12 protein-coding genes are annotated in these 12,535 nt (G+C 69.4%); 4 read left to right on the top strand and 8 right to left on the bottom strand.

Annotated elements, in window-relative coordinates; translation table 11 throughout:
- Positions 1-595: 595 nt before the first annotated feature.
- From ACFVFH_RS15580 to ACFVFH_RS15560, 5 genes are all read right to left on the bottom strand, one after another.
- The gene (locus tag ACFVFH_RS15580; RefSeq protein WP_383768008.1) at positions 596-988 is read right to left on the bottom strand and encodes a hypothetical protein; all 393 of its coding nucleotides are present in this window, start codon (positions 986-988) and stop codon (positions 596-598) included.
- A gap of 73 nt (positions 989-1,061) precedes the next feature.
- Complete coding sequence (locus ACFVFH_RS15575; RefSeq protein ID WP_383768005.1) at positions 1,062-2,546, bottom strand: AMP-binding protein; 1,485 nt, start codon at positions 2,544-2,546, stop codon at positions 1,062-1,064.
- Entirely contained in the window at positions 2,543-3,769 is a 1,227-nt protein-coding gene (locus ACFVFH_RS15570; protein ID WP_383768003.1) for a thiolase family protein, read from the bottom strand. The genes ACFVFH_RS15575 and ACFVFH_RS15570 overlap by 4 nt, the downstream gene beginning before the upstream one ends.
- On the bottom strand, positions 3,766-4,698 hold the full coding sequence (locus ACFVFH_RS15565) for a fumarylacetoacetate hydrolase family protein (RefSeq protein ID WP_383768000.1): 933 nt from the start codon (positions 4,696-4,698) through the stop codon (positions 3,766-3,768). The genes ACFVFH_RS15570 and ACFVFH_RS15565 overlap by 4 nt, the downstream gene beginning before the upstream one ends.
- Positions 4,699-4,781: 83 nt before the next feature.
- Entirely contained in the window at positions 4,782-5,573 is a 792-nt protein-coding gene (locus ACFVFH_RS15560; RefSeq protein WP_383767997.1) for a cyclase family protein, read from the bottom strand.
- 141 nt (positions 5,574-5,714) lie between these two features.
- Here ACFVFH_RS15560 and ACFVFH_RS15555 point away from each other — a divergent pair, with 141 nt between their 5' ends.
- The gene (locus tag ACFVFH_RS15555; protein WP_383767994.1) at positions 5,715-6,323 is read left to right on the top strand and encodes a TetR/AcrR family transcriptional regulator; all 609 of its coding nucleotides are present in this window, start codon (positions 5,715-5,717) and stop codon (positions 6,321-6,323) included.
- 121 nt (positions 6,324-6,444) lie between these two features.
- Here ACFVFH_RS15555 and ACFVFH_RS15550 read toward each other — a convergent pair whose 3' ends face one another.
- On the bottom strand, positions 6,445-6,960 hold the full coding sequence (locus ACFVFH_RS15550) for a hypothetical protein (protein WP_383767992.1): 516 nt from the start codon (positions 6,958-6,960) through the stop codon (positions 6,445-6,447).
- A 201-nt stretch (positions 6,961-7,161) separates the two neighbouring features.
- Here ACFVFH_RS15550 and ACFVFH_RS15545 point away from each other — a divergent pair, with 201 nt between their 5' ends.
- The 3 genes from ACFVFH_RS15545 (at position 7,162) to ACFVFH_RS15535 (ending at position 10,166) form a co-directional block, all read left to right on the top strand.
- On the top strand, positions 7,162-8,379 hold the full coding sequence (locus ACFVFH_RS15545) for an MFS transporter (protein ID WP_383767989.1): 1,218 nt from the start codon (positions 7,162-7,164) through the stop codon (positions 8,377-8,379).
- Between the two features lie 13 nt (positions 8,380-8,392).
- On the top strand, positions 8,393-9,217 hold the full coding sequence (locus ACFVFH_RS15540; protein ID WP_383767986.1) for an aldo/keto reductase: 825 nt from the start codon (positions 8,393-8,395) through the stop codon (positions 9,215-9,217).
- A gap of 481 nt (positions 9,218-9,698) precedes the next feature.
- The gene (locus ACFVFH_RS15535; RefSeq protein ID WP_383767983.1) at positions 9,699-10,166 is read left to right on the top strand and encodes a MarR family winged helix-turn-helix transcriptional regulator; all 468 of its coding nucleotides are present in this window, start codon (positions 9,699-9,701) and stop codon (positions 10,164-10,166) included.
- A 206-nt stretch (positions 10,167-10,372) separates the two neighbouring features.
- Here ACFVFH_RS15535 and ACFVFH_RS15530 read toward each other — a convergent pair whose 3' ends face one another.
- Positions 10,373-11,335, bottom strand: a complete 963-nt coding sequence (locus ACFVFH_RS15530; protein WP_383767980.1) for an NAD(P)-dependent oxidoreductase — start codon at positions 11,333-11,335, stop codon at positions 10,373-10,375.
- Positions 11,332-12,471 carry a Glu/Leu/Phe/Val dehydrogenase dimerization domain-containing protein gene (locus tag ACFVFH_RS15525; protein WP_383767978.1) on the bottom strand — a complete coding sequence of 380 codons (1,140 nt, stop codon included), beginning with the start codon at positions 12,469-12,471 and terminating at the stop codon, positions 11,332-11,334. The genes ACFVFH_RS15530 and ACFVFH_RS15525 overlap by 4 nt, the downstream gene beginning before the upstream one ends.
- Positions 12,472-12,535 lie beyond the last annotated feature (64 nt).

Here is a 12,535-nt window from a genome sequence, read left to right as displayed (position 1 = left end):
TGTCCTCAGGTCCTGTTCGCTCCGCGATCAGGACGACGGTCCGCGCTCCGCGCGCGTACCCCGGCCAGTTACGTGAGTGGAGGTCAGGGCCTGGGCGCTTCTGGCTGCTTGACGGGGCATCTCCTTGTAGATGGCTTCTGGTCAGATCTCGTAGAGGCTGGTCTGTCTTATGGAAACAGGAAAGCTGTGGAACTCTTGGTTCGCCCCGCGTGCACTGCCCTATGGCCATGTCCCCGCCCTGGTCGAGAAAGCCACGAACATCCTCGGCACACGCCCGCAGAACAACGGGCCCCCGAGATGCCATAGTTCCGGACGGCTACGGGCGTACCCGGGTGACCGCCCCTCGAAGTGACAGGAGGAAAAACCTATTGGCCAGCACGGATATCTGGTGCTGTGGTGTGTTCGGCGCGGTGGCACTGGCCGGGATGACCCCGGGCGCAGCGGACGGTCCGGACGAAAGGGCAGATCGAGCAGGTGGACGAACCCGACACGGGAGCTCCCCGAACGACGGGATAGCTGTAGTCGTTTCCTTCCAGGACCCCACCACCGAAGAGGAGTTCACCGTCACCGACGCTGATCATTTTGAAGACACCGCCTAGTTCTTCTGCAGGGTTCGGCTGACACCCGCGACGATGGTGGTCGTCAGCACCCACCCCGAGGCGAGCAGCGCGTAGGCCCAACCATTTGTGGCGCTGTTTTGCCAGGCGGTTGCAGTAGATACCTCCTCCCATGACCAGGCCACCGGCGGCCATGGCCGATCCTCCGGGCGCGCTGGGTGGGCTCCATTCAGGAGCATGCCGCCGGCAACTTTGGCATCACTGAGTGACAGGGCGGTGCTGATGTTGTTGAAGGGTGAGGAAACCAGGCTCTCCACGATGGAGCGCCGCAGGTCGAGGTTGCCCTCGATGTGAGCTGAGTCGGCCTCGATGCCCGGCACTCTGCGGCCCGTCATCACGAGTGTCTGGGTCGACGCTCCGAGCAGGTCCACCGGGGTCTCGTGCCGGTGCCGCCGGACAGTCGTCGTTCGAGCAGGTGCAGCGGTTTATACGCCTGAGCCCTGTTCAGGGCTGGTTGCGGAGTTCCTTCCTGTCCACCTTGCCCAGGGCGGTGAGGGGGAGCGAATCGGCGAACCGGAGCAGTTTCGGGGCCCAGAGTGCGCCCTTGCGGGCACGGACGTGGTCGGTCAGATCGGCTGGGGTGGCATGCTGTCCGGGGCGCAGGACCACGGTGGCGGTGACGGCTTCGCCCCAGTGCGGGTCGGGTGTTCCGTAGACGGCGCTGGCAGCGACGGCCGGGTGTGTGGCGAGGGCGTCCTCGACTTCGCGCGGGTAGACGTTGAACCCGCCGGTGATGATGGTGTCCTTGATCCGGTCGATGATGGTGACCAGGCCGGTGTGGTCCCGGCGGGCGACATCACCGGTGTGCAGCCAGCCTCCGTCGAGCGCGATTGCGGTCTGTTCGGGCTTGTTCCAGTAGCCGTCCATCACGAGCGGTCCTCGGACGCACAGCTCGCCGGGCTCGCCTGTCGGTACATGCCTGCCGTGCGGGCCGAGCAGGGCGATCTCCACGCCGGGCATCGGACGGCCGCAGCTGCCCAGGACATTCGGGTCGTCGCGGTGCTCGGCGGGGTCCAGGACGGTCAGCGCGTTGGGGGCCTCGGCCTGGCCGTAGTGCTGGCTGAGTACGGGGCCGAGGAGCCGGTATGCCTGGGCGAGGCGGGCGGGGTCGGCGGGTGCGGCACCGTAGAGGACCCAGTTCAGCCCTGACAGGTCGGCCGTGGGAGAACGAGGGTGGTCGAGCAGGGCGTACAGCATCGTGGGGACGACGAACGTGGCGCTCACGCCGTCGCGTTCGATCGCGTCGATGACGCGGTCCGGGTCGAAGGAGGGGTGCAGTTCGAAGCCGGCGCCGTGGAGCAGGCCAGGTGCGACGAGGAGCCCAGCGGCGTGCGACATGGGGGTGGTGATCAGGAAGTGGGTGTCCGGTGGCCAGGCCCAGGTGGAGGAGGCCCAGGCGTTGGCGAGCAGTGAGCGGTCGCTTAGCATCACGCCCTTGGGTTCGCCGGTCGTGCCGCCGGTGTAGAAGAGGTAGAGCGCGGGGCCGCGCGGGTCGTTCGGGCCGGGGGGTGTGCCGTCGGTGAGGCGGTCGAGTTCGGCGAGGGTGATCGCCTTGGTGCCGTCGGGGCGGGCTCGGGCGGCGAAGCGGGTGTCGTCCACGACCAGGTAGTCGGACGCGCTATCGCGCAGGATGGTCCGGTCGGTGTCCGCGGTGGCCAGCGGGTGCAGGGCGGTGTAGCGCAGCCCGGCCAGGCAGGCGGCGGCCATGACGGTGAACGCCTGGGGGTTCGGGCCGCACAGCAGGGCGATCCCGTCGCCGGGCGTGAGACCCAGTTGTCCGAATGCGGCTGCGGTGCGTTCGATCCGTTCCGCGGTCTCGCCATAGGTCCAGGTGTGCTTGGTCCCGTCGTCGCCGGTGTAGCGGAAGGCGGTGCGCTCGGGCCGCCTGCGCAGCGCCGACAGGATCAGGTCCGCGTATCCGGGTGTCATCGTGTTCTCCCCAGGATGGTCACGGCGGCCACCGCCTCCTCGATTCCATAGAGGCCGCCGCCGTTCTCGGCGATGGCGATGCGCGCGTCGGGGACCTGGCGCGCGCCCGCCCGGCCGCGTAGTTGTGTGACCAGTTCGTGGATCTGCGCCAGTCCGGTGGCGGACACCGGGTGGCCGCGCGATTCGAGTCCTCCCGACGGGTTGACCGGGAGGGTGCCGCCGAGCGCGCCGGCGCCCGAGGCCGACCACGGTCCGCCGTCGCCGATCGGACAGAATCCCAGGTTCTCCACCTGCTGGATCTCGCCGAAGGCGGTGGCGTCGTGGACCTCCGCCACGTCGATGTCCTGCGGAGCGATGCCGGCCTTCTCGTAGGCTTCACGTGCGGTCCGGCGGCCGATGTGTCGCCCGGCGTCGTCCGCCTCGCGGTCGGTGCCGGACAGCAGGACGCTGCTCAGCACCGCCACGGCCGACTCGTCACGGGTGAGCTCGGCCCGCGTCACGACGACGGCTGCGGCCCCGTCGCTGACCGGTGAGCACATCGGCACCGTCAGCGGCCATGCCACCCGCCGCGCGGCCAGGATCTCCTGCGTGGTGAACGCCCGGCGGAAGTGGGCCCGGGGGTTATGGACGGAGTGGGCGTGGTTCTTCGCCGCGACCGCGGCCAGATGGGTTTCGGTGGTGCCGAAGCGTTGCATGTGGGCGCGGCCCAGGGAGGCGTAGATCTCCATGAACACCGACCGGTCGCCGTCCACGGTCAGTTCGGGCGGCAGGGGGTCGGTCAGGGCGGCGAGCGCGGCGAGGGTCTCCTCGCGGTGGGCGACGTCCATGGCTCCGTCGAACACCGCCAGTCCCTGGGCGGGATCGGCGCAGACGAGCTTGTCCACGCCGACGGCCAGGGCGGTGTCCGACAGGCCTGCCCGTACGTGGGCGATCGCCAGCCACAGAGCTGTGGCGCCGCCCGCGCAGGCGTTCTCCACATTCACAACGGGTACCCCGGCGAACCCGTACGGGCGCAGGGCGACCTGGCCGGGAATCATGTGCTGGCCGTCGATCGCCTTCTGGCTGACCGTGGCGTGGAAGACGGCGCCGACATCGGCCGGGGTGAGTCCGGCGTCGCGCAGTGCCTCGTGTGCGGCCTGGCCGGCGAGGTCGCCGGCGGAGCGGTCGGGGTGGCGGCCGAAGGGAGTGGCGCCGACGCCGATGATGAGTGCTTCGCGGTTCATGACACGACCCGGTTGCGCAGTACGCCCAGGCCGGAGACTTCGAGTTCCACGGTGTCGCCCGGTTCCAGGAAGCGGCCGTGTTCCAGTCCGCAGCCGGTGGGCACGGTGCCCGAGCACAGGACCTCTCCGGTGTGCAGCCGGGTCGACCGGGAGGCGAAGGCGATCATGTCGGCGAAGCTGTGGTGCATGTCGGCGGAGCTGCCCCGGCTGACCTCCTCGCCGTTGATGCGGGCGGTCATCGTGAGCCGGTACGGGTCGCCGAGTTCGTCTGCGGTGACGATCCATGGGCCGAGGACGTTCGCGTCGGTGAAGTCCTTGCTCTTGCTCAGGCCCAGGCCTGTGGCGATCTCCTCCAACTGGGTGTCTCGGGCACTGAAGTCGTTGAAGATCATGTAGCCGAAGATGTGCGCGGGGGCGTCCGTCGCGGGGATGTCCGTGCCGCCGCGGCCCAGCACGCAGGCGAACTCCAACTCGTAGTCCCGCACCGAGGAGTAGGCGGGCCAGTGGATGTCGCTGTCGTGGCCGGTCACGGAGAGCCGGTTGGTCACGTAGTACAGCGGGCGTTCGAGCATGATGGCGGGAAGTTCGACCTGGTCGGCCGGGATGCCCTGGATCCGGGAACGGGCATTGCGGAAGTGGTCCATGAAGCTGCCGAAGTCCCGGATCTGCACGGGCTGGGGCAGCGGGGAGAGCCAGCGCACCTCGGACGCGGCGACGACCGCTTCGGGCGGGGCTTGTCCGGCGAGCCGCTCCAGGGTCTGCCGCACGGGTTCGCCGCCGTCGATGATCGTCTGCATGGTGCTCAGCGCGGGGGCGTGCTCTCCGGTCACCAGTCGGTGGGCGCGGTCGAGCAACAACAGGTGCTCGCCCTGGTCGAGCACGAGCGCGGTCCGCTCGGCACGGTCGTGCTCCACGGTTGCGAGTTTCACAGCCGGTTCCTCTCCTCAGCAGGAGCCGGGATCAGGTCCTCAGCAGGGGCTGGGGGTCAGATCCTCAGCAAGGGGCGGGGGTGTCAGACGAAGGCCACGACGCGGGCGGGGGCGGCGCTCGCGCGGGCGATCTTGATGGGGAAGAACGCCACCCGGAACCCCGATGGGGGTAGTGCGGCAAGGTTCGTCAGCTGTTGGACGATGAAGACCTCCCGCTCGCGGCCGGCCCGGTGACCGTCCCACAACACGGAGTTGTCGCCGCTGTCGTGGAACTTGCGCGCCATCACGGGGAAGCTCAGGTCCCAGCCCGCGGCGTCGGTGCCCAGGACCTTGGCCCCGAGGTCGGCAAGGAGCAGCGTCGACTCGCGGCTCATGCCCGGGTAGCGGAAGAACTCGGGATCGGACAGCCCGTACCGCTCCTGGCCGGTGCGCAGCAGGACCGCTCCGCCGGCCGGGACCGGGGCGCCGTTGTCGGCGAGGGCGGACTCCAGTGCCTCGACGGTGATCGGGGCATCCGGTTCGCACCGACCACGCAGGTCCAGCACGAGCGCCTCGCACCACAGCTCGTCCAGGGCGATGTCGGTGATGGTGCGGGCGGGCCTGCCCTCACAGGTCGAGCCGTAGTGCAGCGGGGCATCGACGTGGGTGCCGAGGTGGGTGTTGAAATCGGTGAGCAGTTCCGCGCCCCAGCCCTCGCCGTCGGGCAGGTCATCGACGCCGCAGTGCATGGCGGCGGCGAACTGCTCGCGGCCCTCGCCCGTCGGGTGCGCGTAGGCCACGACGGGCGCGATCACCGGGGCGAGGGCGCGCAGCTGCTCGGGGAGCCGTTCGCGGTCGGCGGGGTCCAGCGTCCGGGTGAGGTCGATCAGTGCCATGTCGAACCCTTCTTGGTTATTGGACACTCAGCATAGAACTGGATGGCTAACATAGACAAGGTTCGTCGCCCCGGGGCATCCCCCGGTCGGCGTGACAGAATCGGCTGCGTCAAGCGGCCGAAACGTTGGGAAGGACACCGCGTGGGTGCGACCCGCAAGCAGGAGATCTCCGCCGAGACCCAGCGTCGGCTGGTGGCCGCCGCGTGGGAACTCGCCGCCGAGGGCGGGGCTGCCGCAGCGTCGATCCAGGCCGTGGCAGAGCGCTCCGGCATCAGCCGGGGCTCCGTGGCCTGGCACTTCGGCTCGAAGGACGGGCTACTGAAGGCGGTGGTCGAGGAAGCGTTCCGGTGGGGCGCGGACTTCATGCGCGAACGGCTGGACGCCGCCGGACCCGACGCCGGAATCGAGGCGCTGATCGAGGCGAACTTCGCCCTGATGTCCCGACCCGAGGCGCACATCTTCTCGACACTCCTGATCGAGGCGGTGAGCCGCGAGTCGCCCTTGCGCGCGACGTACGCCGAGGAATACGCGAAGATCCGCGGGCTGTACACCGACCACCTGCGCGCGGCGGGCGCGCACGCCGCCGACCCGGAGGCCGTCGCGACGGCACTGCTCGGCGGGACTCTGGGCATCAACATCCAGCACCACCTGGACCCGGCCCTGGACCGCCGACAGGCCGTGACCGCGATGACGGACATCTACACCGCTGCGCTCTCCGGCACCGCAACCCACGTTCCGTCCGGCACCTGACCCGTACCTGTTCGCCCAACCAGCCCGGACGAGCCGGTAATCCAACGATGCTTGCCGTGAAGGGGTGTTCGGGCCGGCGTTCCGGTCCGCCGCGCTAGCCGATCGGTAATTCCCCTCGCTGTCAGCACCGGGGCCACTGTGCGGTCAGGTGTCGCTTGGCGTGCTCGGGCAGGGCCGGGTGGACGCTCGCCGCCGAGGGGTTCCGTCCCCTGCGCTTGCCCGTGGAAATGTTCAGATCGGGCTGGATCTGCTCAACGGACTCACCAAGAGCCCTGTGGCCGAGGACGGTGCGCAGCATGTCGTCGGTGATGACCGGCGACCGACCGTCGCACTCGCCCTTGCGGGCTGCGGTGTCGAGCCCTTGCAGAGTCGCACCCGCTTCAGCTCGTGCACCCCGGCTAGCAGATTTCTCCAGCACCGGCACCCCTGGGTCGGCCTTCAACTCGGCGGTGTGCGAACGCCCGCCGCCTGACACCGGCCCCTCGCCCGCTTCGCCGTATCCCTTGGCGGACTTCGGGAACCGGGCCGCCCCGGATTTGCTCCGGGCCTTTTTCATGTCGTCTTCGAGCAGCGTCCAGACCTCGATCAGGTCCTCCGCCTCCCAGTCCTGCCGCGCCCATGCTCCCTGGCCAACCACTTGGCAGCAGATGATTACTCAGAGCTACACGCCACTTGGGCCCGTAGGCCTACGAGAACAGGACCTTCCCGGGCCGACCTCCAGTACTTGCATGCGACGGTACATGCGCAACACGTCAGTGCGCGCTTGCCTTATCAAGCGTGTGCAACTATTGTCTCGTGATGTAAACACCTTACGCAAGCACTTGGAAGGTAGCTCCCCATGCCCCTCGCGCTCCTGGCCCTCGCCATCGGGGCCTTCGGGATCGGCACCACCGAATTCGTGATCATGGGCGTGTTGCCCCAGGTCGCAGGCGACTTCGGCGTGACCATCCCGTCCGCCGGCTGGCTGGTCTCCGGCTACGCCCTGGGCGTCGTGTTCGGCGCGCCGCTCCTGACCATTCTCGGCACCAAGGTGTCCCGCAAGAAGATGCTGATGTTCCTGATGACGCTCTTCGTCATCGGTAACGCGCTGTCCGCCTTCGCGCCGAGCTTCGGCGTCATGCTCATCGGCCGGATCGTGGCCTCCCTGGCGCACGGCGCGTTCTTCGGCATCGGTTCCGTGGTCGCAGCCGGCCTTGTCGCTCCGGAGAAGAAGGCCTCGGCCATCTCCCTGATGTTCATGGGCCTGACGGTGGCCAACATCGTCGGCGTCCCCGGCGGTACGTACATCGGCCAGGCCGCCGGCTGGCGCGTCACGTTCGTCATCGTCGCCGCGCTCGGCGTCATCGGCTTCCTCGGCGTCGCCAAGCTGGTGCCCGAGACGGGTCGACCCGAATCGGTGACCGTACGCACCGAGTTCGCCGCGTTCCGTAACGTACAGGTATGGCTGGCCATGGCCATGACCGTCCTCGGCTACGGCGGTGTCTTCGCCGCGATCACCTACATCACGCCGATGATGACCGAGGTGGCCGGGTACACCGAGGGCGCGGTGACCTGGCTGCTCGTCCTCTTCGGGATCGGAATGTTCTTGGGGAACCTCCTCGGAGGCAAGTTCGCCGACCGCAGGCTCATGCCGATGCTCCTCACCACCCTCGCGGCCCTCACCGTCGCTCTGCTGGTGTTCACGGCGACCGCCCACAACAAGGTGCTGGCCGCGATCACCCTCTCCCTGATCGGTGCCCTCGGCTTCGCGACCGTCCCGCCGCTGCAGAAGTGGGTACTCGACCAGGCGTCGACCGCTCCGACCCTGGCCTCCGCCGCCAACATCGGCGCCTTCAACCTCGGCAACGCCCTCGCGGCCTGGCTCGGCGGCGTGGTGATCGCGGCGGGCCTCGGTTACACCTCCCCCAACTGGGTCGGCGCCATCCTCTCCGGAACAGCCCTGCTGCTCGCCCTGCTCGCCGCCCGCCTCCACCGCCGCGCCCGGACCCGCACCGCCGAAACCGTCGCCGCAGGATCCGTCGGGCGCCGGAGCGCTCCGGAAACCGTTCTGCTCTGAAAAGCCACACACCATGACCACCATCCCCACCGTGAAGCTGAACAACGGTGTCGAGATCCCCCAGCTCGGCTTCGGCGTCTTCCAGGTCCCCGACGGCGAGACCGCCACCTCGGTCTCCGCCGCTCTGGAGGCGGGCTACCGCAGCATCGACACCGCAGCGATCTACGGCAACGAGACCGGCGTCGGCCGTGCCCTCGCCGCCTCCGGGATCGCCCGCGCAGAGCTGTTCGTCACCACCAAGCTGTGGAACGCCGACCAGGGCTACGACGCCACGCTGCGGGCCTTCGACGCCAGCCTCGCCAAGCTGGGCCTGGACCACCTCGATCTCTACCTGATCCATTGGCCGACCCCGGCACGCGACCTCTACCTCGACTCCTGGAAGGCCATCGAGAAGCTCGTGGCCGACGGCCGCATCCGGGCCGCCGGCGTGTCCAACTTCCAGCCCGCCCACCTCCAGCGGCTGCTTGACAGCAGCGAACTCGCCCCGGCGGTCAGCCAGATCGAGCTGCACCCCGGCCTCCAGCAGAGTGAGCTGCGCGCCTTCCACACCGATCACGGCATCGCCACCGAGGCGTGGAGCCCACTCGCCCAGGGCTCCGTCCTCAAGGACGAGGCGATCACCACGATCGCCGACCGCCACGGCAAGTCACCCGCCCAGGTCGTCCTGCGCTGGCACCTCCAACTCGGCAACATCGTCATCCCCAAGTCGGTCACTCCCGTCCGTATCCGCGAGAACCTCGACGTCTTCGACTTCACCCTCACCGGCGACGAGATGACCGCCATCGCCGCCACCGACCGCGACCTGCGCACCGGCCCCCACCCGGACCAGTTCAACTGATCCTTCCGACCGGCCCGGCGGGGCAGCGCTCCGTGCCGTCCCGCCGGGTTTCCAGGGGCTCGCCCGCGCGAGCCCGAACTCCGTACCGCTGCGTTCTCCACGTTGCCCCACTTCGTCGCTGCTCTTTCGAATGTTGTGTCCGCCATATCCGTCGCCCCCACTGCCCTGGACCGGCTTGTGAACGCCGCTGGGGCCTTGAGCTGCCCCTCGACAACGGCTGGGGCGCGACCCGGCTGCGCTCCGACCGGGCCGCGGGCCGCCCTTTTCGGAGTCCCGAACCTGACCCGTCATGCCGAGACGAATCGGCGCACCGCCACACGGCCACCACCCGTTTCGAGCGCCCCGAGCTCGGGCGCTGCCCACGCAGATGGCCCCCACCCCCGTCCAGATAATTGCATTAGCTCTATATGCGCTATGGCCAATATTCCACTCGATGGTCTATCCTGCATTCAAGGCACACCCGGAAGGAGACCTGGACCCCGTGACCGCCACAGACCCAGCACTCACCGCCCTCGCCAGCGGATGGGGAGCCCTCTCCCTCCTGCAGGGCAAGATCGAGGCGCACATCGAGCGCGCCCTTCAGTCCGGGCACGATCTGAGCGTCCGGGAGTATGCGCTCCTCGACGTGCTGAGCCGCCAGCACGACGGCGAGGGCGGTCATCTGCAGATGAAGCAGGTCGCCGACGCGGTCGTGCTCAGCCAGAGCGCCACCACGCGCCTGGTCACCCGACTGGAAGACCGCGACCTGCTCTCCCGGTACCTCTGCCCGACCGACAGGCGCGGCATCTACACCGATGTCACGGAGGCCGGCCTGAAGCTTCTGGAGGAAGCCCGGCCGACCAACGACACCGCTCTCCGGGAAGCCCTCGACGAAGCCGCCAAGAATCCCGAGCTCTCCTCGCTGGTCAAGGCGGTGGAAGCGGTCGACGTCCCGTCGCGACGCCGGTAGGTCCTGGTAACCCGACCGCCGCTCCTCGTGCCTCGTTCCAGCGGTACGCGGGGGCGGTACGGCCGCTGGTCGGACATGGCCGGCTGTCCGACCGCAAGCCGTACTCCGGCGAACGCCTGGCCCCGGCCCCGTCAGAGCTGAGGGGCAGCTGCGCCTGAGGGGAGCCGTCGCTCCGCCCAGACGCAGCTACCGGGGCGTCGCGTTCGTCACCCGGAGTGGATCTCGACCATGACGGTGTCCCGGGCTGCTCGGCCCGCCCGCAGGTCAGTGAGATTGTCCTGAAACGCCTGGCCCACGGCTGCGGGTTCACCGGGGAAGGCGAAGGCGCAGTGCGGGGAGATCACCAGCCCTGGGATGTGCCATCGAGGGTCGTCCGCAGGAAGGGGCTCGGTGTCGTGGACGTCGAGCAGTGCTCCGCGCAGCGTTCCGGCCTCCAGTGCTTCGCGCAGGGCCATGTCGTCCACCGTGCCGGCTCGGCCGACGTTGACCAGCGCCGCCCCGGTCGGCAGTGCGGAGAGTACGTCGCCGTTGACGAGGTGGTGTGTTCCGGTGGTGGCCGGAAGGCAGCAGACCATGTGGTCGGCGGTCGCTGCTGCCTCGGCCAGGCGACCGGCGCCCACGGTGCGGTCCGCGCCCGGCACGTCCCGTTCCCCGGTACGGGTGACGGCGACGCAGCGGGCGCCCAACGCAGTGATCCTGCGTATCACGGACTGGCCGATTCTTCCGGCCCCCACGACCAGGACGGTCGATCCGGACAGCATCGTGGCGGTGGACGTGTGCCAGGGACGTCGTTGAGGGCGTGCCGACAGAGTCGGGAACTCCTTCAGCAGCATGAGCAGTGCGGAGAGTGCGTATTCCGCGACGGATTCGACGGGGACGCGCGCCGAGTTGGTCACCAGCGTCCCGGGGGCGAGCCCTGCGGCGGGGAGGTGGTCGGTCCCGGAGCCGGTGAGGTGCAGCCATCGGAGGCCCGGGAGCAGGGTGAGGGAGCGTGCCGGAAAGTGATGGCCGATCAGCACCTCGATCTCGGCGAGTTCGCTCCGTGACAGGTCGAGGAGAGAGGTGGCCCGTGCTGCCATGACCAGGGGTTGCAGGTGGGGAAGCAACTCTTCGGCCATCGCGGTGTGGGCGACGAGGACCTGTGGATCGTGCCAGTCGGGTGCCTTCACCGGTGTGCCTCCCGGTGTGCCAGGAGTTCCGCGACGGGGTCGGGGCTGCCCTGGCCGATCAGCTCGGTCACGGCGGCGCAGTTGCGTCTGATCTTGTTCGCGATCCAGGTGCGCAGCCACTTCGCGAGGTGGGGCGCGGTGAGTCCGGACGGGGCCACGCCGGTGAGCATCGCCCCGGTCAGAGCCGCGCCGCCGACGTTCACGACGACGTCCGGCAGTACCGTGTGGCCCGCGTCGCGCAGGAGACGGCGTGACACGGGGCCGCAGCTGAGGTTGCCGCCCTCGACGACGACGCGGGCGCGTACATCCGGGGCGGAGCCGGGGTCGATCGCGTCGGCTGCGGCGGCGAGGACGAGGACGTCCGCGTCGATGGTCAGCCAGGCCCGGTCCGGGCCGAGGGACCGTACTCGGGCCGGGAGTCGTGAGCGGTCGACGGTGCCGTTCGCGGAGGTCGCCGCGATAAGCCCCCGCGTGTCCAGGCCCGCCGGGTCGGTCAGGGTGCCCAGGACGTCGGCGACGGCCACGATCCGGTGGCCCGCGCGTTCGAGGTGCTGTGCCGCGGCCCGGCCCACCGCTCCGAAGCCCTGTACCACCACGCGTTGGGGCGTGGTGACGTGCTGCGCCTCCAGGGTGCTGAGGGCCGCCGTCGCGACGCCGAAGCCCGTGATGTCGGACAGGCTCCCGTAGAACTGGTCCCAGGGCACGTCCGGGCGGGTGGCACCGGGTACTTCGGTGGGGTCGTAGTCGGCCGCGGCGAAGAACGCACCGCGGTCCGCCGGTGTGGTGCCCTGGTCGCAGCCCAGGTAGACGCCGCCGTGCAGGAGCGGGCGGCCGACCCGGCCGAAGGTGCGCATCAGCCGGTCGCGGTCCGTGATGGCGGATCGGGGGCGGATGCCGGCCTTGGCTCCGCCGATCGGCAGGTCGACGAGAGCGAGTTTGTGGGTCATCGCCCGTGCCAGGGCGGCCAGTTCGTGCTCGTCGACGGTGTCGGTGAGGCGGGTTCCGCCCATGGCGAGGCCGCGTACGGTGCTGTCCACGACGACCCAGGCGTCGGCGTCGCAGCCGGGCAGCGAGAGCGTGGTGGTGAAGAGCGGCGACGGGCTCAGGGCATCGTCGCTCTGGAGGAGTTGGTGCATGTTCACGTCTTTCTGGTTCCGGTGAGTACGTCGTGGTGAGGGCTCGGGACGGGTGCGCCCCCGG

Origin of the sequence: Streptomyces sp. NPDC057697, from assembly GCF_042799335.1 — a bacterium.
GTDB lineage: Bacteria > Actinomycetota > Actinomycetes > Streptomycetales > Streptomycetaceae > Streptomyces.
The sequence above is the reverse complement of the archived record's forward strand: the minus strand, read 5'-3'. Positions and strand labels throughout refer to the sequence as shown.